This window comes from Brevibacillus porteri, assembly GCF_003013475.1.
Taxonomy (GTDB): Bacteria; Bacillota; Bacilli; order Brevibacillales; family Brevibacillaceae; genus Brevibacillus; species Brevibacillus porteri.
On sequence record NZ_PXZO01000039.1, the window covers coordinates 76,946 to 101,369 of the forward strand.

The window sequence follows — 24,424 nt, forward strand, 5'->3', positions numbered from 1 at the left end:
GCCCTAATGACGAATAGGACCAGGAGACTTTTGTTCATCGTTATATATGGAGCAGCGCTGATCGTTCTCTTGAATTATCAGCCTATTCATCATTACATCAGTACGATCAAACATGTCCAGGTAGTGAATGGAAATCATAACGAAAACGAAAAAGCGCGTTTACGGGCGCAGATTGAAAAGTGGAAAGAGGGCAGAGAGGAACAGCCGATAGATGCCGTCGTCGATCAGACGTGGAAAGCGATTCCGGGATATAATGGCCGTGTTGTGGATGTAGAAGAATCAATCAATAAAATGCTGGCTGCGGGTGTGTCTAGTCCAGATTTGCTGGTATACAAGGAAGTACCTCCAGCGGTTTCGCTTGAGCAATTGGGAGCACATCCCATCTATCGCGGAAATCCGAATAAGCCAGCGATTTCTTTCATGATCAATGTGGCGTGGGGAAATGAGTATCTCGATTCAATGCTCAATACACTCGATAAACACAAGGTAAAGACAACCTTCTTTCTGGATGGTTCTTGGGCAAAACGTTACCCAGAAGAAGCAAAAAAAATCTTGGCTCGTGGCCATGAGATTGGTAATCATGCGTATTCCCATCCCGATATGAACACACTGGGCACACAGAGAATTCATCAAGAGATAAGTCGTACGCAAGATGTTATTTATAAAACGCTGGAAGTGAAGCCCTCCTTGTTTGCACCGCCATCTGGTGCTTTTAACCAACGCGTTGTACAAATCGCGCATTCTTCTTATCAAATGAAGACGATTTTATGGACGGCAGATACGATTGACTGGCAGAAACCTTCGCCTGCTTATGTGATCAATAAAATCAGCCGGAAAATGGAGAACGGTGTCCTCGTACTCATGCACCCTACATCTACCTCCGAGGCCAGTTTAGATCAACTTCTGACGATCGCCAAAAAGAAGGGGCTACAGCCGACGACTGTTTCGGAGGTAATATCGAGTCGCAGACTCCCTTCACCGTAAATACATGTTCATTTATTGTGGAGACAAAGGAAGTTTGCTATAGTTAGACGTGTTTACAAGAAATTCCCCGAGGTTTCGGGTAGAGACAGATGAACAACCGAGGAGGATTTACGTGATACAACGTCATACGTGTGATAACGGTCTTCGAATCGTGACGGAACGGATTCCGTCCGTTCGCTCCGTTGCCTTAGGCATCTGGGTAGGGACTGGTTCGAAATATGAAAACGAGAAAAACAACGGGATTTCCCATTTTCTCGAGCATATGTTTTTCAAAGGCACGACTACTCGTTCTGCAAAGGAAATTGCGGAAACCTTTGATGAGATTGGCGGAAACGTGAACGCCTTTACCTCGAAGGAGTATACCTGCTATTACGCAAGGGTGCTCGACCAACACGCTCCAATCGCCCTCGATGTTCTTTCTGATATGTATTTCAACTCGGTGTTTGATGCAGATGAGTTGGAAAAGGAAAAGAACGTCGTCATTGAAGAAATTAGCATGTATGAAGACGCGCCAGATGATATGGTGCATGATTTAATTGCGCGCGCTTCGTACAGCACACACCCACTGGGGTATTCAATTTTGGGTACGGAGGATGTCCTGCGTAGCTTGAAACGTGACGATTTGCTCGGTTATATTGATCAGCATTACCTGCCAACGAATACGGTGATAACAGTAGCAGGAAATTTTGAAGACAGTTTAATTGAAGACATTCAAAAGCGCTTTCAGACTTTCTCGCGTCCAGGCAGTATGCCGACCTTGTCTACTCCTGATTTTGCTGGAAATGTGATCGCACATCATAAAGCGACAGAGCAAGCGCATCTGTGCCTGTCACTACCTGGCTTTAAGGTAGGGCATCCTGAAGTCTACTCCTTGATTTTGCTGAACAATGTGCTAGGTGGCAGCATGAGCTCGCGTCTGTTCCAAGAAATTCGAGAAGAGCGCGGCTTGGCATACTCTGTTTATTCCTATCATTCGTCCTACAAAGAAGCGGGTACGTTCCACGTGTATACAGGAACGGCACCAGAGCAAGTAGGACAGGTTTTTGACATCGTTTCGCGCGTCCTACGCGATGTCGCTGATCATGGAATTACGGACAAAGAGCTGAACAAAGGAAAAGAGCAGCTGAAAGGCAGCCTGATGCTCAGCTTGGAAAGCACGAATAGCCGTATGAGTCGACTTGGCAAGAATGAACTCCTGTTAGGCCGTCACCTAAGTTTAGACGAGATCATCGCCAAAATTGACCGTGTTTCCCATGAATCTGTTTTGGCTGTGGCGCAGCAACTGTTCCGTTCCAAGATGTCTATGGCGATGGTGAGTCCACTCGACGGCTTCCCTGAAAACGTGAAAAACGATATTTTGTTGTAAGCAAAAATCCGGCATAGCCCGGATTTTTTTGCGTATATCAACAGTAAATAAAAGGACAAAGGGGGCTTCTCCATGCGCTTAAGCGAGTTGGGTGGGAAGGAGATTATTGGACTGGACAACGGGGAGAAAATGGGGGTCATCAGTGATTCCGATTTAGTCATCCATCCCGAAAACGGTACGATTCAATCCATCATCTTGCCAGGAGGCAGTTTCTTTGGGTTCGGTAAGAAGCGAGAGGACCTCGTGATCCCATGGAGATCCATCGTAAAAATTGGGCCAGATATGGTCATTATCCAGCTTCAAGCGCCTGAGGCACAAGCTTCCCAAAAGTAGGCGCTTCTGTCACCGAAGTAGCAGGAGCGGAATAGGATGGGGGTAGACCGCATGGATTTCCGTCAACTTTTCCAAATGGAAAACCTTTGCGTTCCGATCATTTAATGCAGTAAAATGTGTGGAAAGGGGAACGCAGCATGCTAACGGGCATACATGTTGCCTTCATCGGCGGAGACGCTCGCCAGTTGGAAGTCATTAAGCGATGCATACAACTGGATGCTAGCGTCACGTTAGTTGGCTTCGACAACCTGGAAAGTAATTTTACAGGGGCAACGAAGAAACCATTAACATGCGATGTGTTGAAAGACGTGGACGCCCTCATCCTACCCATCGTAGGGACCGATGACCAAGGATACGTGGAAAGTATTTTCTGCTCCAAACAAATGCAGTTGCTAGACGAACATGTGGCGAGTCTGCCGAGTCATTGCGTGGTTTACACGGGAATGGCAAAGCCTTATCTGAAAAAGCTGTTGGCTTCCACCCAGCTTCCGCTCGTGGAGCTCTTGGATCGTGATGACGTAGCTATCTATAACTCTATCCCTACTGTAGAGGGAGCGTTAATGATGGCGATTCAACATACGGATATTACGATTCATGGATCACAGTCAATTGTTTTGGGGTTGGGCCGAACAGGTTTGTCCATGGCTCGAGCATTGCATGCGTTGGGAGCCCGCGTAAGAGTTGGGGCAAGACGTCAGGAACACTTGGCACGCATTTATGAGATGGGATTGACTCCCTTCCATATAAGCGAAGTAAGGCAACAGGTTACGAATGCTGATTTCATTTTTAATACCATCCCGCAATTATTACTCACGGCAGAAGTGATTGCTCAAATGCCTCAATCGGCGTTTATTCTTGATCTTGCCTCCAAACCAGGGGGAACGGATTTTCGTTACGCTGAAAGACGAGGTATTAAAGCTCTTCTTGCTCCCGGATTGCCTGGAATCGTTGCACCGAAAACCGCTGGACAAATTTTAGCCCAAACATTGTCTCGTCTTATTGCGGATCAAAGGAAAGCGCCAGGAGGGGATGCAACATGAGTAAGCTTCAGGGAAAGACCATTGGATTTGGTTTGTCTGGATCGCATTGTACCTTTGAGGAAACCATGCCGCAAATTAAGCGACTTGTGGATGCTGGGGCACGGGTGGTACCGATCGTATCGAATACGATTATGACCACGGATACACGCTTCGGTACTTCTCAAAGCTGGCAGCAACAAATCAAGGAACTGACAGGCGAGGAGCTTATTTCGACGATTCCTCAGGCTGAGCCGTTGGGACCTTCCAAGTTGTTAGATGTCATGCTGATTGCGCCTTGCACAGGCAGTACGACGAGTCGATTGGCGAATGCCATTACGGATAGTGCCGTATTGATGGCGGCTAAAGCGACGATGCGTAATCTGCGACCCATTGTGATTGCCATTTCCACCAATGATGGTCTGGGATTAAATGCAGCCAATATTGCCAAGCTATTGGCCGCGAAAAATATGTATTTCGTGCCGTTCGGGCAGGATGCCCCGGATAAAAAACCGAACTCGCTTGTAGCTCGTATGGATCTCCTATTGGAAACATGCGAAGAAGCTTTGGAAGGTCGACAATTGCAGCCCTTGCTCATCGAAAGATTTAACTACTAATAAGACTACAGAATAAACAATTAACCTGCTTTTTCGCGATTAGGAGGAGAGTAAGAGATGGCAAACCAACTGACTTTCAACGTTGCTGTAGTCGGTGCGACTGGTGCAGTCGGACAGCAGATGATTCAACTATTAGAACAGCGCAACTTCCCAATCAAACAGCTTAAGCTGCTTGCTTCTGGACGTTCTGCAGGAAAAACAGTCACCTTCAAGGGGCAAGAAATTGTACTGGAAGAGGCGACTCCAGACAGTTTTGCAGGGGTTGATTTTGCCTTGTTTAGTGCTGGTGGATCGGTCAGTAAGGAACTGGCTCATCATGCAGTGCGTCACGGTGCAGTTGTCATTGACAATACCAGCGCATTCCGGATGGATCCAGATGTTCCTCTCGTTGTGCCAGAAGTAAACATGGATGCTGCGCTCGCTCATAATGGAATCATTGCGAATCCGAATTGCTCTACGATTCAGATGGTTGCCGCTCTAAAACCCTTGTATGATCGTTTTGGTATAGACCGAATCATCGTTTCTACTTACCAGGCAGTATCTGGTGCAGGTCAATCTGCGATCAATGAATTGCTCGACCAAAGTCGAGACATTTTGGATGGTAAAGAACCGCAATGTAACGTACTTCCCGTAGGCAAATTGCCTGTACATCATCAGATTGCGTACAACGCGATTCCGCAGATTGATGTGTTCACCGACAATGGTTTTACTTATGAAGAAATGAAAATGGTCAATGAGACCAAAAAAATCTTCGGTGATGACACTGTACTTGTTTCAGCTACTTGCGTACGTATTCCAGTGGTCTATGGCCATAGCGAGTCGGTATATGTAGAGCTGAAACAGGATTACGATCTGGCAGAAGTAAAGGCCCTGCTGGAAAACGCTCCTGGTATCGTGTTAGTAGATGTGCCAGGGGAACAGCAGTACCCACTTGCTACTGATGCAACAGGCAAACTGGAAGTATTCGTGGGCCGGGTGCGTCGTGATCTCCATCATCCTCGTGGACTGCATATGTGGATCGTTTCTGACAATCTTCTCAAGGGTGCAGCATGGAATACAGTACAAATCGCTGAAGAACTCATAAAAGCAAGAGTATAGGGGAGAGGTTAGTGAAGATTCTCGTCCAGAAGTTCGGTGGTTCTTCCTTGACGACGGAGGATTGCCGGATGCGGGCAATCTACCATATGGAAAAAGCAATTGATGAGGGCTATGCCCTCGTCGTTGTCGTATCGGCGATGGGTCGCAAGGGTGATCCATACGCAACCGATACACTTTTGCAGTTGGTTCGTGCGAATGGGAACCAACTGCCAAGTCGTGAAATGGATATGCTGATGCATACCGGAGAAATCATCTCTGCTACCATCATGTGCAGCATGCTGAATGCACGAGGAATTAAAGCAACGATTTTGACAGGCGGTCAGGCAAATATTGTGACGAGCGACGATTTTACGAATGCACAAATCACGTCGATCGATCCAAGTCGCATTTTGCAAGACCTGGAGGAAAGTCAAGTTGTGATCGTTCCAGGGTTTCAGGGACGTACAGCCGATTGGGAAATTACGACACTGGGACGGGGCGGAAGCGATACAACTGCAACCGCTCTCGGTGTCGCTTTGAAGGCTGAAACGGTGGATATTTTCACCGACGTGGAAGGCATTATGACGGCGGACCCGCGCATCGTTGAGGAAGCGCAGCGACTTGGCATGGTGACCTACACGGAGATTTGCAACATGGCTCACCTGGGTGCAAAAGTCATTCATCCTAGAGCGGTGGAGATCGCGATGCACGCAAACGTGCCGATTCGTGTTCGCTCTACGTTTTCGGACGACCCCGGTACACTTGTTACAACCATGCTGGAGATCGGGAAAATGGGCTACACTGTACACGACAGAGTCGTCATGGGAATTGCTCATGTACCGAACATTACCCAGATCAAGGTAGCGAACAAAGAAGGGTCTTACGATACACAGTTACAAGTCTTCAAAACGATGGCTACCAATAACATCAGCGTAGATTTCATCAATGTGAACCCAATGGGTGTTGCTTACACGGTCCATGATGAAATGGGAGAAAAAGCTGCTCGTCTATTAACGGAAATGGGATACGAGCCGCAGCTGTTACCGCACTGCGCAAAAGTGTCCGTGATTGGTGCAGGGATGACGGGCGTGCCGGGCGTGATGGCACGAATCGTGGAGGCACTTACGCAAGAAGACATTCAAATTCTTCAATCGGCAGACTCCCATACAACCATCTGGGTACTCGTGCATGAAATGGATATGGTGAAGGCTGTTCGTGCGCTTCATCAGCAGTTCAATCTGCATGTTCAACATAAGTGAGAGCATATCCTGCCTTAAATACCTACTGATCACGATAAGAGGAGTTGGAGAGTGAGTGGCACGTTTTGGTAGACTGCTTACCGCAATGGTAACGCCTTTTAATGATCAACTTCAAATCGATTACGATAAAACAGAACGTTTGATTGATCATTTGATCGCAAATGGAACGACGGGGATTGTCGTCAGTGGAACGACTGGCGAATCTCCGACTTTGTCTCGTACCGAAAAGCTTGATCTGTTCCGTCATGTGGTTTCCTACGCAAAAGGAAGAGTCCACATCATTGCTGGAACAGGTAGTAATGATACAGCTTCAAGTATAGAGTTCACTCAAGCTGTACAATCCATTGGCGTAGACGCTGTCATGCTCGTTGCACCATATTACAGCAAGCCATCTCAAGAAGGGCTTTACGCACACTTTAAGGTATTGGCTGATGCTACCGAGTTGCCAATCATGCTGTACAATGTGCCAGGACGTACTGTTGTCAATATGACAGCGGAAACGACTCTGCGTTTGGCTCAATTGCCAAATGTCGTTTGCGTGAAGGAAGCCTCTGGTAACTTGTCGCAGATGTCGCAAATCATTGAACATGCTCCAGAAGGCTTTGAGCTGTATAGTGGTGATGATGGCTTAACCTTGCCGATCCTGTCTATCGGGGGAGTGGGCATTGTTAGTGTGGCGAGTCACATAGTTGGCCGCCCAATGACAGACATGATGGACGCTTATTTTGCAGGTAATTACGCAGATGCAGCAAGACTCCATCGCAAGCTGTTGCCGATTTTTGAAGGCCTGTTTGCCTACCCGAGCCCAGGACCGACCAAGGTCGCATTAGAAAAGCTCGGCGTTCAAGTTGGGGGCGTTCGATTGCCTCTAGTTGAGCTGAATGAACAAGAAAAAGCATTCGTTCATTCCCTGCTTGTTTAACTCCATAGAAAGATCAAGAGCCATTCCTGCCCGGGATGGCTCTTTTTCCTTGTGTTCATGATTTCACTTCGGGTATAATAAGAACAAGTGATTTGGGGCGGTTTTTTTGAGTGGACATGACAACTAAATATAGGAGGTTACACGTTTTGGCAAAGTCGAATCACTCTGTTCTCGTTTTCGCCCTGGGCGGAGTCGGCGAAATTGGGAAGAATATGTACGTGGTACAAAGCGGTGACGACATCGTAGTGATTGATGCCGGATTGAAGTTCCCAGAAGAGGAAATGCTGGGGATTGATATGGTTATTCCGGATATCACCTACTTGGAGGAACATCGCGACAAGGTTCGGGGTATTATTATTACGCATGGACACGAAGACCACATCGGCGGCCTCAGCTACGTGCTGAAGCATTTGAAAGTCCCGGTTTATGCGACAAAACTTACCCTTGGTTTAATTGATGCAAAGTTAAAAGAAGCGGGCATCCTAAACGAAACAAAACGCGTATTGATCAACAGCGACTCGGAAGTCGTTCTCGGAAAGATGAAAGCGACCTTTTTCCGCGTAAACCACAGCATCCCGGATTGTGTAGGGGTATGCCTGGACACGCCAGAAGGTTACATCGTTCATACAGGAGACTTCAAGTTCGATCAAACACCTGTTAACAATCAGGTAGCTGATCTGGCAAAAATGGCGATGATCGGTGACAGAGGCGTTTTGTGCTTGCTCTCTGACAGTACGAATGCAGAACGGCCTGGATTTACCGGATCGGAACGCTCAGTGGGCAAAGCACTCATGGATGTGTTCAGCAAAGCATCTGGACGTATTGTGGTTTCTACGTTTGCATCAAATGTTCACCGCATTCAACAAGTGGTGGATGCTGCAGCACAGTTCAACCGTAAATTGACGGTTGTCGGCCGGAGCATGCAAAATGTTATTAATATCAGCAGAGACTTAGGGTACTTGTTGGTCCCTGAGGGCTTGATTGTTGAGATCGATGAAATCAACAAGCTGAATGCTGAACAAGTCGTTATTTTATCAACTGGAAGCCAAGGAGAGCCTATGTCCGCGCTCACTCGGATGGCCCGATCCGCCCATCGGAAAATTGACATCCTTCCAGGGGATACCGTTATTATTGCAGCTACTCCCATTCCAGGGAATGAAAAATACGTGGCGCGTACGATCGATCAATTATCGCGCATTGGTGCAGATGTCATTTATGGTGGCCATGGACCTAACGGAACCGTCCACGTCTCCGGTCATGGTAGCCAAGAAGAATTGCGCCTGATGCTTAACCTAATGAAGCCTAAGTACTTTATTCCTGTTCACGGTGAATATCGCATGTTGAAAACGCATGCCTTACTTGCTGAACAGGTTGGCATTCCTGAAGAAAACACGTTCTTGCTGGATAACGGCGATACAGTTGAATTCTCAGGGGGCAAGGCCCGTTACGGTGGAAAAGTTCATGCTGGCAACGTTTTGATTGACGGCTTGGGCGTTGGGGATGTAGGAAACATCGTTCTTAGAGATCGCAAATTACTGTCACAAGATGGCATACTGGTAGTTGTCGTGACACTCAGCAAACAAAATGGCACGATTTTGTCAGGTCCAGACATCATTTCTCGCGGTTTCGTCTACGTACGTGAATCCGAAGAGTTGCTGGATGAGGCAAATCGCATAGTGACCCAAACACTTGTCAAATGCATGGAAGAAAATGTGAATGAATGGTCTTCACTGAAAAATAACGTAAAAGAGTCATTAGGCCGTTATCTGTACGAGCAAACGCGCAGACGTCCGATGATCTTGCCGATTATCATGGAAGTGTAGGATCACTTGATAAAGAGCTGGAAACCCTTTAGAAGAAGGGTTTCTGGCTTTTTTTGGCTTTGTGGGCGCATGATTTTTCCTCCCCTTATCCATACTACAGAGGAAAGTGAGGGAGGATCATCCATGCCGAATCAACAATTTAACGATTTTTTAAATAAGCCACCACTTGCAAGTACAGCGGTAAATAGTAAGGAATCCCAACCACAATCACCAACTGATGATCAGGAGCCTGCTGCTTCGCCGCCGTCAGAAGCACCTGCACAAGAAGATCCGAAGAAAAAACTGCTCGATTCCATTACGCAACTGGGCCAGACAAACGTCCCACAGCTCGAAAGCAATATTTATTGTATGACCATCATCGGACAAGTAGAAGGACATATTCAGTTGCCTCCTCAAAATAAGACGACGAAATATGAGCACCTCATCCCTCAATTGGTTGCGGCAGAACAAAACAGCAAAATAGAGGGCGTGCTCGTCATTTTGAATACGGTTGGTGGGGATGTGGAAGCGGGCTTAGCAATTGCGGAAATGGTAGCGTCATTATCTAAACCGGTAGTCACACTCGTACTCGGCGGTGGTCATAGTATCGGTGTGCCAATTGCTGTAGCTGGTTCGTACTCATTTATTGCAGAAACCGCCACGATGACGATCCATCCGATCCGTTTGACGGGTCTTGTCATTGGTGTGCCGCAAACGTTTGAGTACTTGGACAAAATGCAAGATCGTGTAGTGAGCTTCATTTCCCGTCACTCCAAAGTCTCGGAAGAAAAGTTCCGTGAGCTCATGACCCGAACCGGTGAATTGACACGAGACATCGGAACCAATGTGATTGGCGTAGATGCGGTTAAATACGGCTTGATTGATGAAGTCGGCGGCCTTGGAAGTGCGCTGAAAAAGCTGAACGAACTGATCAAATCGCAAAAAGGCGAGGAGAGTGTACTCCAATGATCTTATACTCCATCATTCCGATGGAAACGGTTTTTGAGAACATGGAGCAAGTGGAGAAACAAGAGCTGAAAGAGATCGCGGTGGGTCATGCCACGATGCTCATTGAGCAAACCGGACCGTTTGAAGGAAAAATCGTCAGGCTGATTAGTCCGGATCCGCAAGACTACCTGAAGGAGCAGTTCGCACCCGGACAAAAAATTCAGTTTCAACCTGAATGGCTCGCCTAAGAAGTCCTGTATTTCTATGAATTTCCTGTGTTATACTAATGATGTACGAACAGCAGCCGAACATGCGACGGCTGCCTTTTTTAACGAATAGGAATTTATTAAATAAATTCCGGAGCGTATGGAAACTTTCCGCTAAAACGCGGTCGCTCTACGTTGAAAAGGCCTCGATAGAGGTTTTCTTACCATTACAGTACATAACGAGTGTAAGGACGAGGAGGAGGCGTGCCATTGAGTAGGAGAAAAAAAGAGCGTTCACAAGCGGCATTGGCCTCAGTTGTCAAAATAGAGCTGCTGGGACTTCTCATCATCGTGCTGTCCTTGATCGGGCTTTTGGAGAGTGGATGGCTGGGCAAAAATGTACTGGCACTTCTATTTCGGTTTATTGCGGGCTCATGGGATTTCATCATTCCTGTTCTGCTAATCGGAATGGCCATACATATGATGTTTACGAGAAAGTCACCGAAGCTTACTTACCGCGTCTTAGGGATAGCGCTCATTGGTGTGGCGATTTTGACCTGGGATCACATGATTTTGTACAAACAAATTACCGCAGATGGAAAATTTGCAGAGCAAAGCATTATTAAGGTTACATGGGACAGAATTTGGCTCGATCATGGTCAGAAAGTGTCCACCACCGGGGTAGGTGGAGGGATGATCGGTGCCCTGTTTTTTGCGGTGACAAATGGTCTTGTTGGGACAATTGGTACGGGTCTCGTGATTGTTTTCCTGTTCCTTGTGGGACTGATGTTTCTGTTCAATCTCTCTTATGTAAACATTTTGATGTTTGCCAAGGACAAGCTCGCTTTGTTTTACGGAAAGGCGAAAAATACAGTGAAGGACTCTGTACAGCTTTTACAGGAAGAGAGCGAGAAGCGAAAGAAAGAAGCAAAGGAATCCGAAGAGGCTCGCAAGCAAAAGCAATCGGAGGAAGAGAACGGCACAATCGCGGTTACTGCGTTGAAAGAGCAAAAATCTCATCCACAGCCTGCTATTCAGGAGGAAGAAGTCCAGCAACCGAACGCCCCGTTAATTCGTGATTTTACGGATCGCATTGCGTTGGATGAGGATGAGGAACCGGTCGATCCTAGTCATCAAGCGAGAGCTGCACAACCGAAAACGAATCAGGAAATTACGTTTGCGCTCGAAGGAGAAGAAGAAATCTTCGGTACACTAAATACCAGAGAAGAACAGAACACCATACCGTATGAGCTTCCAAATCTGCAAATGCTCGCAAGACCCAAAGCGAGTTCTACAGGAAAAGACGTCGATCATACCTCAAATGCGGCGAAATTAGTGCAGACACTGAAGAGCTTTGGGGTCAATGCAACGGTTTCCGAAGTACATCGCGGACCAGCTGTTACACGCTATGAAGTTCAGCCTGCTACAGGGGTAAAAGTAAGTAGGATTGTCAGCTTGACGGATGACCTTGCTTTGGCATTGGCGGCAAAAGATATCCGGATTGAGGCACCAATCCCAGGAAAATCAGCCATTGGCATCGAGGTTCCGAACTCAGAGGTAGCGGTCGTATCACTACGAGAAGTGTTGGAAGCTCCTGAGTATCAAGATGCGCCAGGGAAGCTTACCGTTGCTCTTGGCCGGGATATTTCCGGGGAGCCGATCGTAGCAGATTTGACGAAAATGCCCCATTTGCTCGTAGCGGGGGCGACGGGAAGCGGAAAATCAGTATGCATTAACGGATTAATCATGAGTATTTTGTTCAAGGCCAAACCAGAGGAAGTCAAGCTGATGATGGTTGACCCGAAAATGGTGGAACTGAATGTGTACAACGGAATTCCACATTTGTTGGCTCCTGTTGTTACAGACCCGAGAAGAGCTTCTGTTGCATTGAAAAAGGTCGTGGCAGAGATGGAGCGGCGTTATAATTTGTTTGCCAAAACAGGGAGCCGCAATATTGAAATGTACAATGCGCAAGTGGAAGGGACGCCACTTCCCTATATTGTCGTCATCGTCGATGAGCTTGCGGACTTGATGATGGTAGCTCCGGGAGAAGTGGAGGATGCGATTTGTCGACTCGCGCAAATGGCTCGTGCTTCCGGGATTCATCTCATCATCGCGACACAACGTCCTTCCGTAGATGTCATTACAGGTGTGATCAAGGCGAACATCCCTTCCCGCATTGCCTTTGGGGTATCTTCGATGGCTGACTCCAGAACGATTCTGGATATGGGAGGAGCGGAAAAGCTTCTTGGTAGAGGGGACATGCTTTCGCTGCCGATGGGGGCATCCAAGCCGACTCGTGTTCAAGGAGCTTTTGTATCCGACAAGGAAGTAGAAGAGGTTGTTCGTTTTGTGAAAGAACAGCAAGAGGTTCGTTACAATGAAGAGATGATCCCGGGTGACGTGCAAGAGGAACAGCAGCCAGTCGTGGATGATGAACTGTACGATCAAGCTGTTCAAATTGTTTCAGAAGCCCAAACGGCATCGGCATCTTTGCTGCAGCGTCGTCTCCGTGTCGGTTATACGCGAGCGGCACGATTGATTGATATGATGGAAGCTCAAGGAATAGTCGGTCCTTATGAGGGAAGCAAGCCTCGTGAGGTTCGTCTGCCACGTCCGTCCATAGAAAGCAATATTTCATAGTGAAAGACCCTGCCAGAATTTGTGCCGGTAGGGTCTTTTTTCCTATTTTAGGAGAAAAATCCCTGTCGAAATTAATCATTTTGCATTATTATTCATAAATATTTGGCTTGCATGATACTCGCCCCTCATGTAAACTTTTTAAGAGATTGACGGAAATTGTTGTTATTAAGTCTCATACGAATCAGAGGTCTGACGTCCTACCTGTAGGGTGGCTTGCGGACAGCAGGAGTGAATGATGATGAGCATCAAAGGGAATGTTCGATCACTGTTTCTCTTGGTAATGGACAAGATCAAGAGTGATATCGAAACCGGACTTCTTCGTCCTGGTGAACGCCTCCCTTCTGAAGCCGAACTATCCAAACAGCTTGGTGTAAGCAGGGCGACGCTTCGCGAGGCACTCCGACTTCTTGAGGAAGAGAAGATTGTCATTCGTAGACACGGTGTAGGTACCTTTATTAATTCAAAGCCTGTTTTTTCAGGCGGGATTGGGGAACTCTTTAGTGTGACGGATGCAATTGAGCGTCAAGGATATACGGCAGGAACCTTGATCCTGAAAACATCCTTTGGCGAATCTGCTGAAGAAGAGAGGAAGCGGCTAGCCTTAAATCCGGGTGAAGGCGTTCTCATAGTAGAGCGAATTCGCACGGCTGACGGTGAGCCTGTGGTTTATTGTGTGGACCGCATTCCTGCACATCTGGTGCCCGGGGGCTATGCGGCAAGTGGAGAGTCTATCTTCAAATGGCTGGAGAGCGTAACAGGGGTAAGGATCGCATACGCAGTAGCCGATATTGAACCCATGGGCTACAATGAAAAGGTTTCCAACCTGCTGCATTGCGATAAATCTGCTCCCATGCTCTTGCTCAAACAGATTCATTACGACGAAAGTGAAAAGCCAGTGCTATACTCCCATAATTACTTCAGGGCTGACAAAATTCACTTTCATGTCGTACGGAGACGGTTGTAACAGTGGGGGCAACCTCACTCAACAATTTCATCAACTAAAAACAGGGGGTAATCTCAGATGAAGAAAGTTCTATCCGTGCTTTCTGTGGCAACACTCAGCCTGTCGCTCGTTCTCGCTGGCTGCGGAAGCAAACCAGAAGCACAGCCTCAAGGCCAAACTGGTAGCAATGGTGGTGCTCCAGCTGCTAAAGCTATCAAAGTAGGTATGGTTACAGACGTTGGCGGCGTAAACGACAACTCCTTTAACCAGAGTGCTTGGGAAGGGCTGCAAAAACTCCAAACCGATTTGAATCTCCCGAAAGAAAACGTAAACTATCTGCAATCAAAATCAGATGCTGACTATGTACCAAACCTGACTCAATTCGTAAAAGACGGTTGGGATCTGACTTGGGGTATCGGCTTCCTGATGGGTGACCACCTGAAAAAAGTAGCAGATGAAAACAAAAACGCAAAATTGGCGATCATCGACGCTGAAGTAGATGCTCCTAACGTAGCATCTGTACTCTTCAAAGAGCATGAAGGCTCCTTCCTCGCTGGTGTTGTTGCAGCGAAGATGACGAAATCAAAAAAAGTTGGTTTCGTTGGTGGCGTTGATATCCCGGTAATCAAACGCTTTGATCTTGGCTTTGAAGCAGGTGTAAAAGCTGTTGACCCAAGCATTCAAGTAATCAAAGTATACACTGGTGCTTTTGATAAACCAGACATGGGTAAATCTACGGCTTCCTCTATGTACGGTCAAGGTGTGGACATCATCTTCCACGCTTCCGGCGGTACAGGTGACGGTGTGTTCAACGAAGCAAAAGACCGTAAAGCTAAAGGCGAAAACGTATGGGTAATCGGTGTTGACAAAGACCAATCCCTGACTTTTGGCGACGAGATCACATTGACTTCCATGGTAAAACGTGTTGACGAAGCAGTTATTCGTGTAGCGAAAGACTTGTCTGAGGGTAAATTCAAAGGTGGAGTACAATGGCTCGGACTGGCTGAAAACGGTGTAGGTCTGGCTGACACTTCCACGAAGAACGTTCCTGAAGACGTACTGAAACTGGTTGAAGAATACAAGCAAAAAATCGTTAAAGGCGAAATCACAGTTCCTGACAAGTAAAAACTAAGGAAGCTGCAAATGGACAAGGCTGGTTCGAGCTACTGGCCTTGTCCTTTACCTTCACAATAGACCCGAAAAATGGGGTGAGCATGCATGAACTCGGTAAAAAAAGTGGTTGAAATGAGAGGGATCACAAAACGGTTCCCAGGCATTATTGCGAATGACAGTATTACGCTGTCCGTAGGTAAAGGTGAAATTCATGCGCTGCTCGGAGAGAATGGCGCGGGTAAGTCCACACTCATGAATATCTTGTTCGGTCTATATCAGCCGGATGAAGGCGAAATTCTGATTAACGAGAAAGTTGTACAGATCACCAGTCCAAAGATTGCAAACGACCTTGGTATCGGAATGGTTCACCAACATTTTATGCTCGTAGAAACATTTACAGTCACGGAAAACATTGTGCTAGGAAATGAACCGAAAAACGGGTTGAAGATAGATATTCAAAGCGCTGAGAAAGCGGTAGAAAAACTGTCGAATCAATACGGGCTCAAAGTTGATCCGAGAGCAAAAATTCAGGATATCTCAGTTGGGATGCAGCAGCGTGTAGAGATTTTGAAAACGCTTTATCGCGGTGCGGACATCTTGATTTTTGATGAGCCTACGGCTGTATTGACGCCGCAGGAAATCCATGAACTTATCGAGATCATGCATAACTTGGTAAAAGAAGGTAAGACGATTATCCTGATCACACACAAGCTGAAAGAAATTATGGCAGTATGTGACGCGGTAACAATTATTCGTCGCGGAAAAGTCATTGATTCCGTTTTGGTAAAAGATACGAATCCAGACGACTTGGCTGCAAAAATGGTTGGTCGTGAAGTAAACTTCCGCGTGGATAAAACGGAAGCAAAACCTAAAGATACGATCTTGGCCGTAGAGAAATTGACTGCAATGGGGAACCGCGGTGTGAATGCACTGAACAATCTTAGCTTAGAGGTTCGCGCGGGTGAAATTCTTGGAATTGCAGGAGTCGACGGAAATGGCCAAAGTGAACTGATTGAAGTATTAACTGGCTTACGTAAAGCAACAAGTGGGCGTGTCCTTCTTAATGGCAAAGAAATTACGAATCAAAGTCCGCGAAACATTTCGGAATCAGGATTGTCTCACATTCCAGAAGACCGACATAAGCGAGGATTGGTTCTTGATTTCACCATGAGTGAAAACATGGTATTGGAAACGTATTTCCATCCAACGTTTTGCAAAGGCGGTTTTCTTGATTATGGCGCCATTGACAAGCATGCGGCCAAGCTTATCGAAGAATTCGACGTTCGAACTCCGAGTATTTACACGCCAGCACGAGCGCTTTCGGGAGGAAACCAACAGAAGGCAATTATTGCCCGCGAAGTGGACAAGAACCCGGATTTGCTGATTGCGGCTCAACCTACTCGTGGCTTGGACGTAGGGGCTATCGAATTCATTCATCGCAGACTAATTGATCAACGCGATCAAGGAAAAGCAGTTCTCTTGCTTTCCTTAGAATTGGATGAGGTTATCAATTTGTCCGACCGGATTGCGGTTATTTATGAGGGAGCTATTGTGGGGATTGTCGATGCGAAATCGACATCGGAGCAAGAGCTCGGCTTGATGATGTCCGGCGGAAAAGTAATGCAAGGAGGGGGAAACGATGAATAGAGTTATTGCGGTCTTCACGAAAGAATCGTTTCTCGTTCCTGCCGTTGCGATCATTCTTGGTCTTTTGACTGGGGCAATTGCAATGTTGGCAGGTGGATTTAATCCAATCGATGCCTATACGGCTTTGCTTAAAAAAGTATTTGGTAACGCGTATAACTTTGGGGAAACGATTCGCCAAATTACGCCTTTGATCTTTACAGGTTTGGCTGTAGCGTTTGCTTTCCGTACAGGTCTCTTTAACATCGGGGCAGAAGGTCAATTTATCGTAGGGATGATTGCTTCTACTGTTGTAGGTGTTTCTTTTGACCTTCCAGCTATCATACATGCTCCACTTGCTATCATTGCAGGTGCTGTAGCAGGTGGTTTGTGGGGTGCCATTGCCGGTTATTTGAAAGCAGCCCGTGGTGTCAATGAGGTTATTACCAGCATTATGTTGAACTGGGTAGCTCTTTACTTTGCAAACTGGGTCATGAATGCCTTCTTTATTCCAGCAGGTAAACAAACATCTGAAGAGGTAAAGGATTCAGCGATCATTACCATTGGATGGCTCGCTGAAATGTTTGACAATGCTCGTTTGCACTGGGGTACACTGATTGCCGTACTCGCAGCTATTTTCTTCTATATCATCCTTTGGAAAACAAAATCTGGTTTTGAATTGCGTTCCGTTGGTTTGAACCCGCATGCTTCTGAGTATGCTGGTATGAACGTGAATCGTAATGTTGTAAAGGCTATGTTTATTGGTGGTATGTTTGCAGGAATTGGTGGAGCTACTGAGATTTTGGGCGTATTCCACTATCAAGCGATTATGACGCAGCATACTGGCTATGGCTTTGATGGAATCGCGGTAGCATTGATTGGCGGAAATACACCATTCGGGGTTATCCTTGCTGCCATATTGTTTGGGGTTCTCACATTCGGTGCGAGCGGTATGCAATTTAGTGCAGGTGTACCGTTTGAGTTGATTCGTGTCGTGATTGCTTCCGTTATTTTCTTCGTTGCTGCACATGGCATCGTGAAAATGTTTATTAAGCCGATCTTGAAGAAGAAAAAGGAAGGTGGAAACTGATGGATTGGGGATTAATTCTTAGCAACCTCGTTCATGATACCATCGTGTTTTCCACTGCCTTGATTTTTGCCGCATTGGGTGGACTGTACTCCGAGCGTTCTGGTGTCGTGAACATTGCGCTAGAAGGTATGATGATTATCGGTGCTTTTACTGGTGCCGTAATGACCTATGCTTTCCAAGATTCACTTGGTGCTTGGGCACCGTGGGTCGGATTTATTGCAGCGGGGATTGCTGGTTCTATTTTTGCACTCCCACATGCTGTTGCTTCGGTAACGTTTAAAGCGGACCAGACCGTCAGCGGTGTGGCCCTGAACTTCTTGGCAGCTGGACTTTCCATCTACCTGACCAAAATTATTTTTAACGGAGCAGGTCAGACAACGACATTGAACTCAGTGTTTAACAAATTCAGTATTCCTGGATTGAGTGAAATTCCGTATATCGGACATGCCATTTTTGAGGCTTATCCTACGAGCTATCTAGCTTTCATTGCAGTTTTCCTTACTTGGTATATTGTTTTCAAGACACCATTCGGATTGCGCTTGCGTGCAGTTGGTGAGCATCCGCGTGCTGCTGATACAGTAGGGATCAATGTTAAGAGAATGCGCTACACAGCTGTTATGATCAGTGGTATGCTGGCTGCGTTGGGTGGAGCTACCATTTCTTTGACGACAACCAGTAACTTTTCCCATAACACGGTTTCCGGACAAGGGTTTATCGCGATTGCGGCCTTGATCTTTGGTAAATGGCATCCAATGGGTGCGATGGGAGCAGCTTTATTCTTTGGTGTCGCTCAAGCGATCAAGTCTTTGGTACAAATCTTCGGATTGACCAATTACATTCCTACTGAATTTATTTTCATGCTTCCGTACGTACTGACGATTCTCGTAATGGCTGGTCTGGTAGGGCGATCCAGTGCTCCAGCGGCCCTCGGCAAACCTTACGATACGGGATCGCGTTAATCATTCGTTGACAAAATTTAGCGTCTAGAACCTGTCACTTCCCCTGTGCGATAATTTTTGTGACTGCTTGCGGTCCGCAAAAAACGGTCCTATCCGTATTTGCAAATTGTCTGTGGGGAGGGAAAAAGATGAACCGCTGTCTACATCAGTACAGCAGTTATCGATGGAACAGGATTCTAGGCGCTTTTGTTTTTTGCCTGATGATAGCAGTATCCGGTGGAATGGTTTCAGCAAAAGAGCCAGGACCGATCATTTCTGTCGTTGTCGATGGAATGGGAGTCCAATCAGATGTATCACCAATCCATCGAAATGGGCGCATGCTCGTTCCGATACGAGTAGTAGCGGAGGCAACAGGATCAGAAGTAAGCTACGATTCAGATACGCAAAAAGTATTGCTCAACAAAAAAGGCAGGCATATCACCCTGACAATTGGAAGCCAGACTGCGAACGTAGATGGAAAACGTTTGAAGATGGATGTTTCTCCAATCATTGTGAATAAGCGGACGCTTGTTCCGATCCGATTTATCTCCGAGGCATTTGGCTATCAAGTTCAATGGGATGAGACGTCGGCTGTTGCATACATACAATCCAAAACTGTGGAAGACAAGGCTGCGAGTGTGAAATACTCCTTTAATCCATATGTCGTTCAACAGGGAGATACCTTATCAAAAATTGCAGCTCGCCACGACACGAACATGAGTGCCATTCAAAAAAATAACCCTCTCTCTTCTGATGAGTTACTGGTAGGCCAAATTTTATTTTTGCCAGAAGGTGCACAAAGAGCTGAGCATCCCATTGCCACAAAAGTTGCGGATGATCAATTGATTGGGAAACAATTTCGGTTTCCTTTCCACGATAATAGTAGGTATGAGCCGTATGGGGATAGCTTCGGGTCCGATCGAGAGTGGACCGAGTCGAATAGCGGCAGTGTCCGTAATCACGAGGGCATCGACATTATGGCACCGAAAGGAACGCCGATTTACTCGGTATCCGATGGGACGATCAACAAAGTGGGCTGGAATACGTATGGTGGCTGGAGAGTAAACATTACGGATGAGAATGGCCAATATCGGATGTATTACGCTCATTTGCAGGCGTATGCGCCAGGATTGCATGTAGGGAAAACCATAAAAGCTGGACAGCTGATCGGTTTTGTTGGAGATACAGGCTACGGTGGAACTGGTACAGTGGGAATGTTTGAACCTCACCTGCATTTTGGCCTCTATCGTAACAGCACGGGGAAAGCAATCGATCCGTATGATTACTTGCGGATTTGGGAGCAAAATAAAGTGGAGAGTCTCCTCTAATATTTGGACAAACTACTACGGAGTACCTTCACGAATAAAAGGAGGCCCGTCGTATGTGGACTTGTCCGTACTGTGGGGGAAGCCACGGCTTACCCTTTCATGATGAGCAGTTGGATGGCATGCTCTGTCTCTCCTCTGATTGCGGTCGATTTGTTGAAGAGCATAGCACATCGGATGATCCTCGAGACTGGGATGCGATGGATATGTAAGGAAAAGAGTGAACGCCCTTCGTAAAAAGGTGCGTTTGCTCTTTTTTTATATAATGGAAGCGCTGTGATTTGCGTATTACGGGACTTGCGTGAGCGCATAGGATGAAGCACTGGGATATATAATGGAAGATTCTGATGCTTGATGCCCTGACAATTGGTTACAATAGAGAAGAGTATGAGTAAGCTGATGGAGAAGGGAGATTGGACTATGACTGCTTCTACAACCGAAATTGCATTTCAAAGCTCCCAAATCAATGGGATGAACGTACATATCCTTCCAACCGAAAAGTTCAAGACAACGACGATCGTGACGATGATTGAACAAGCGCTATCGGAGGAGCACGTAACGAAAACAGCATTGCTTGCGATGGTCATGAAACGTGCCAGCGCTCGTTTTCCAGAAACGAAACTATTGCGAGCACATTTGGATTTCCTGTATGGTGCCATTTTTGATGTCGATGTCATGAAAAAAGGCGAGCGGCAAATCCTGCAAATTTATATGGAAGTACCGAATGAAAAGTATTTGTCCAATGAATCCTCACTTTTGGAGCAGGCTATCGAATTCGTAGGAGATATGCTCGTCAGACCGTATGTACAAGACAACGCTTTTTCCGAAAAGTACTTGGCACAGGAAAAAGAGACGCTACGAAAACGGATGGAGAGTTTGATCGACGACAAAATGAAGTATGCGAACCAACGCGTGACAGAAGAAATGTGTAAAGGTGAACCATTCTCTCTTCTCGTCCAAGGTCGTGTGGCGGATTTGCCAAAGATCACTGGTCAGGAGCTGTATCAATATTTTAAAGAAGTAACGACGACAAATCCGATCAATATGTTCGTGGTCGGCGATGTTGATCAGCAGGAAGTAAGCGAGGCTATTCGCAAGCATATCCCAGTGGAGCGTTCCCAAGTAGGAGAACTGCAGATCGCATTAACGGCGAAGGATGTATCGGCTGAACGCGAAGTGATCGATCGACTCGATGTCAACCAAGCAAAGCTCAACATCGGTTGCCGCACGCAGATCACTTATAAGGATGACGATTACCCGACGCTGCTCTTGTTCAACGGGATTTTAGGCGGTTTTCCGCACTCCAAGCTGTTTGTCAACGTCCGTGAAAAAGAAAGTCTCGCTTACTATGCCGTTTCCAGGCTTGAGAGCCACAAAGGGATTCTCATGATTATGTCCGGGATTGATGTTAGCAAATATCAACGTGCGGTTGAGATTATTAAGCAGCAGCTTGATCTGATGCAACAAGGAACCATATCGGATGAGGAAATGAGCCAAACGCGTGCAACTTTGTCTAACCAGTTCCGTGAGCTGTTGGACAGTGCGCGCGGGATGATTGATTTTACGTACAATGGTGTGATTAGTGGACGTCCTCGGAAAATCGAAGAGCTTTTGGCGGGGATCAACCAAGCGACCATTGAGGATATCAAGAAGGTAGCAAGCAAGGTGACGATTGATACGATTTATCTGCTGCGGGACAAGAAGGGAGAGGCATAAGATGCAGACCACTGTCTTTGAACAAGTAAATGAAACGGTATATCATGAAACTCTCCAAAATGGATTGCAAGTTTATCTGGTTCCCAAACAGGGCTTCAGCAAAACATACGCTGTGTTCACTACGCGTTACGGCTCCATTGACAGCCATTTCCGCACTCGAAGCGGGGAAGAAATCAATGTTCCCGACGGCATTGCGCATTTTCTTGAGCACAAAATGTTTGAGAAGAAAGATCGGGATGTCATGCACGAATTCAGTAAAAACGGGGCGAGCTGTAATGCATTCACGAGCTTCAATCGTACCGCTTATTTGTTTTCGTGCACAGATAAGCTAGATGACAATCTGAATCTGCTGCTCGATTATGTGCAGGACCCATATTTTACAGATGCCAGTGTAGAAAAGGAAAAAGGAATCATTGGCCAGGAAATCACCATGTACGATGACAATCCTGACTGGAAGGTGTACATGAACCTCTTGAAGGCCATGTACCAAAAGTATCCGATTAACATTGAGATTGCGGGTACGATCGAGACGATCTCTCATATTACAAAAGAATATTTGTATCAGTGCTATGAAACGTTTTATCATCCTGCCAATATGCTCCTATTGGTCGTGGGTTCCTTCGAACCAGAAGCGATCATGAAGCTCATTCGTGAAAATCAGGGAGCAAAGGAGTTTGCTCCTGCGCCACAAATCACGCGCGTTTTTCCAGAAGAGCCATCAGCTCCAGCGGAAGCGAAAGTAGAAGCGTTTCTAACAGTTGGCTTGCCCAAATGCATGATCGGAATCAAGGAAAAGGAAAACGGTCTAACCAAGGAAGCCTTGTTAAAACGCGAGTTGACTACTAAACTGGTATTGGACATCGCGTTCGGCACAAGCTCCGCTGTCTATGAGCGTTTGTATGACAGTGAGCTGATTACGGAAAGCTTTGATTTTGACTACAGCAGCGAGCAGGATTATGCGTATACGATCATTGGTGGAGATACACCTGATCCAGAGCGTTTAGTGGAAACGATCAAAGCAGAAATCGAACAGTTGAAGCAAAACGGTATAGCCCAAGATGACTTTGAGCGTGCGAAGCGTAAAAAAATCGGAAACTTCCTGCGTTCTCTAAACTCCGTGGAGTTTATCGCTAACCAGTTTACCAGCTTCAAATTTAACGGAAATGATCTGTTTTCCGTAGTGCCAACCTTGGAGTCGATCACACGCGAAGATGTGGAAAAACGTTTGAAGGAGCATTTTTTAATCGAGCAGATGGCTGTTTCCATCGTTCGTTCCGCTTCGCCACAGGAGTAATGTATTCATGTTCAAGCAAGAGACGCCATGGGCGTTAATTACGGGAGCTTCCGGAGAGATCGGGCAGGCGATCGGTGCCTACCTGATTGATGCGGGGGTTCCCCTTTATCTGCATTACAATCGAAATAAAGAAAAATTGGAGCCGTTGGTGCAAAAATGCCAGGAGCGGGGTGTTCCGTACGTCATCCTCCAAGCTGATCTACGGGATCCACAGCAAATTACGGCGATGTTTGCTCAGATGCAGGTTGCACCATTATTGATCGTAAACAATGCCTCTGTGGATGATGTCGGCTTATTTACGGATGTGACTGTCGAGAAATTCGATGAGCTCATGGCTCTTAATGTTCGTTCCGCTTTTTTGGTCTGTCAAGCTGCTGTTCCGGCCATGCTGCGCGCAAGGTATGGGCGTATCGTTAACATTTCTTCCATTTGGGGACTGACAGGCGGTTCATGTGAAGTGCTGTATTCCATGACCAAAGGAGCAGTCAATACGTTCACCAAAGCCCTGGCAAAGGAAATGGCCCCAAACGGAATCACGGTAAATGCAGTCGCTCCTGGGGCTATTGCTGGTGGAATGATGGAGCGCTTTGCTCCAGATGAAATGGAAATGATCGCGGAAGAAATACCGGCCAACCGTCTTGGACAACCATATGAGGTAGCCGCAGTCGTGCGCTTTTTGCTTTCGGCGGATTCCAGTTATGTGACGGGGCAAGTGATTAGTCCAAACGGTGGGTGGTACACGTAGAAGAGAAGTATGCATGAATAAAATACGAGAAATGATGGAATTCTACCTTTTGTGTGGGCAGCAAATCTGTTCGCAACGTACAAAAGGAGGGAATTTCCCTATGTCGATTCTTGACAATTTCAGCGACTGGAAAGCGTTTCTCGGAGATCGGGTAGAACAAGCGAAACAATCCGGGATGGAAAGCGATACGCTTCAAAATGTAGCTTATCAAATCGGTAGCTATCTGTCTGAGCAAGTAGACCCGAAAAACGATCAGGAGCGTCTGTTGAAACAGCTGTGGGACGCAGGTGATCAACAGCAGCAACAAGCTTTGGCATCACTCATGGTGAAGCTTGTTCAGAATCGCAATGATGCGAACGCTGGCAGCTAGCAATCAAATCCCCTACTTTTGGGGATTTTTCTTTTCGCGATTGTCGAATGAAACGAACGTGATATACTACATAAGAAGAGAATTCTGGTTGGCG

General features: G+C 46.6%; 23 protein-coding genes. All 23 read left to right on the forward strand.

Features of this window, described 5'->3' with window-relative positions:
• Window positions 1-6 precede the first annotated feature (6 nt).
• The 23 genes from C7R92_RS19890 (at window position 7) to C7R92_RS19995 (ending at window position 24,330) form a co-directional block, all read left to right on the forward strand.
• Window positions 7-984, forward strand: a complete 978-nt coding sequence (locus C7R92_RS19890) for a polysaccharide deacetylase family protein (protein WP_106835394.1) — start codon at window positions 7-9, stop codon at window positions 982-984.
• A 112-nt stretch (window positions 985-1,096) separates the two neighbouring features.
• Window positions 1,097-2,350 (forward strand): M16 family metallopeptidase, encoded by a 1,254-nt coding sequence (locus C7R92_RS19895; protein ID WP_069849231.1) that lies wholly within the window; start codon window positions 1,097-1,099, stop codon window positions 2,348-2,350.
• A 72-nt stretch (window positions 2,351-2,422) separates the two neighbouring features.
• Window positions 2,423-2,683, forward strand: coding sequence for a YlmC/YmxH family sporulation protein (locus C7R92_RS19900; protein WP_017249283.1), 261 nt, complete (start codon window positions 2,423-2,425; stop codon window positions 2,681-2,683).
• 137 nt (window positions 2,684-2,820) lie between these two features.
• Window positions 2,821-3,723 carry a dipicolinate synthase subunit DpsA gene (gene dpsA, locus C7R92_RS19905; RefSeq protein WP_069849228.1) on the forward strand — a complete coding sequence of 301 codons (903 nt, stop codon included), beginning with the start codon at window positions 2,821-2,823 and terminating at the stop codon, window positions 3,721-3,723.
• On the forward strand, window positions 3,720-4,316 hold the full coding sequence (locus C7R92_RS19910) for a dipicolinate synthase subunit B (RefSeq protein WP_106835395.1): 597 nt from the start codon (window positions 3,720-3,722) through the stop codon (window positions 4,314-4,316). Before dpsA ends, C7R92_RS19910 begins: the two co-directional genes overlap by 4 nt.
• Before the next feature lie 57 nt (window positions 4,317-4,373).
• Complete coding sequence (locus C7R92_RS19915) at window positions 4,374-5,414, forward strand: aspartate-semialdehyde dehydrogenase (protein WP_069849223.1); 1,041 nt, start codon at window positions 4,374-4,376, stop codon at window positions 5,412-5,414.
• 11 nt (window positions 5,415-5,425) lie between these two features.
• On the forward strand, window positions 5,426-6,652 hold the full coding sequence (dapG, locus tag C7R92_RS19920; RefSeq protein WP_069849220.1) for an aspartate kinase: 1,227 nt from the start codon (window positions 5,426-5,428) through the stop codon (window positions 6,650-6,652).
• A 55-nt stretch (window positions 6,653-6,707) separates the two neighbouring features.
• Window positions 6,708-7,574 (forward strand): 4-hydroxy-tetrahydrodipicolinate synthase, encoded by an 867-nt coding sequence (gene dapA / locus C7R92_RS19925; RefSeq protein WP_106835396.1) that lies wholly within the window; start codon window positions 6,708-6,710, stop codon window positions 7,572-7,574.
• Between the two features lie 116 nt (window positions 7,575-7,690).
• Window positions 7,691-9,397: a ribonuclease J gene (locus tag C7R92_RS19930; protein WP_208636221.1), complete on the forward strand. Its 1,707-nt coding sequence runs from the start codon at window positions 7,691-7,693 to the stop codon at window positions 9,395-9,397.
• Between the two features lie 123 nt (window positions 9,398-9,520).
• Window positions 9,521-10,345 (forward strand): ClpP family protease, encoded by an 825-nt coding sequence (locus tag C7R92_RS19935; RefSeq protein ID WP_106835397.1) that lies wholly within the window; start codon window positions 9,521-9,523, stop codon window positions 10,343-10,345.
• A complete protein-coding gene (locus tag C7R92_RS19940) occupies window positions 10,342-10,572 on the forward strand; it encodes a YlzJ-like family protein (protein WP_017249276.1) in 231 nt (76 codons plus the stop codon). Before C7R92_RS19935 ends, C7R92_RS19940 begins: the two co-directional genes overlap by 4 nt.
• Window positions 10,573-10,794: 222 nt before the next feature.
• Complete coding sequence (locus tag C7R92_RS19945; RefSeq protein WP_106835398.1) at window positions 10,795-13,173, forward strand: FtsK/SpoIIIE family DNA translocase; 2,379 nt, start codon at window positions 10,795-10,797, stop codon at window positions 13,171-13,173.
• Between the two features lie 238 nt (window positions 13,174-13,411).
• Window positions 13,412-14,137: a GntR family transcriptional regulator gene (locus C7R92_RS19950; protein WP_017249274.1), complete on the forward strand. Its 726-nt coding sequence runs from the start codon at window positions 13,412-13,414 to the stop codon at window positions 14,135-14,137.
• Between the two features lie 57 nt (window positions 14,138-14,194).
• Window positions 14,195-15,241, forward strand: coding sequence for a BMP family lipoprotein (locus tag C7R92_RS19955; protein ID WP_106835399.1), 1,047 nt, complete (start codon window positions 14,195-14,197; stop codon window positions 15,239-15,241).
• Window positions 15,242-15,334: 93 nt separating this feature from the next.
• Window positions 15,335-16,876: an ABC transporter ATP-binding protein gene (locus C7R92_RS19960; RefSeq protein ID WP_106835400.1), complete on the forward strand. Its 1,542-nt coding sequence runs from the start codon at window positions 15,335-15,337 to the stop codon at window positions 16,874-16,876.
• On the forward strand, window positions 16,869-17,942 hold the full coding sequence (locus tag C7R92_RS19965) for an ABC transporter permease (protein WP_106835401.1): 1,074 nt from the start codon (window positions 16,869-16,871) through the stop codon (window positions 17,940-17,942). Before C7R92_RS19960 ends, C7R92_RS19965 begins: the two co-directional genes overlap by 8 nt.
• Window positions 17,942-18,901, forward strand: a complete 960-nt coding sequence (locus C7R92_RS19970) for an ABC transporter permease (RefSeq protein ID WP_017249270.1) — start codon at window positions 17,942-17,944, stop codon at window positions 18,899-18,901. Before C7R92_RS19965 ends, C7R92_RS19970 begins: the two co-directional genes overlap by 1 nt.
• 128 nt (window positions 18,902-19,029) lie before the next feature.
• Window positions 19,030-20,208, forward strand: a complete 1,179-nt coding sequence (locus C7R92_RS19975) for a stalk domain-containing protein (RefSeq protein WP_106835402.1) — start codon at window positions 19,030-19,032, stop codon at window positions 20,206-20,208.
• A gap of 53 nt (window positions 20,209-20,261) precedes the next feature.
• Window positions 20,262-20,417, forward strand: a complete 156-nt coding sequence (locus C7R92_RS32385) for a hypothetical protein (protein WP_007719195.1) — start codon at window positions 20,262-20,264, stop codon at window positions 20,415-20,417.
• A gap of 208 nt (window positions 20,418-20,625) precedes the next feature.
• Window positions 20,626-21,921 (forward strand): EF-P 5-aminopentanol modification-associated protein YfmF, encoded by a 1,296-nt coding sequence (gene yfmF / locus C7R92_RS19980; RefSeq protein WP_106835403.1) that lies wholly within the window; start codon window positions 20,626-20,628, stop codon window positions 21,919-21,921.
• A gap of 1 nt (window position 21,922) precedes the next feature.
• Complete coding sequence (yfmH, locus tag C7R92_RS19985; protein ID WP_106835404.1) at window positions 21,923-23,215, forward strand: EF-P 5-aminopentanol modification-associated protein YfmH; 1,293 nt, start codon at window positions 21,923-21,925, stop codon at window positions 23,213-23,215.
• Between the two features lie 7 nt (window positions 23,216-23,222).
• On the forward strand, window positions 23,223-23,960 hold the full coding sequence (gene ymfI, locus C7R92_RS19990) for an elongation factor P 5-aminopentanone reductase (RefSeq protein WP_106835405.1): 738 nt from the start codon (window positions 23,223-23,225) through the stop codon (window positions 23,958-23,960).
• A gap of 100 nt (window positions 23,961-24,060) precedes the next feature.
• Entirely contained in the window at window positions 24,061-24,330 is a 270-nt protein-coding gene (locus C7R92_RS19995) for a DUF3243 domain-containing protein (RefSeq protein WP_017249265.1), read from the forward strand.
• The last annotated feature ends 94 nt before the right edge of the window (window positions 24,331-24,424 follow it).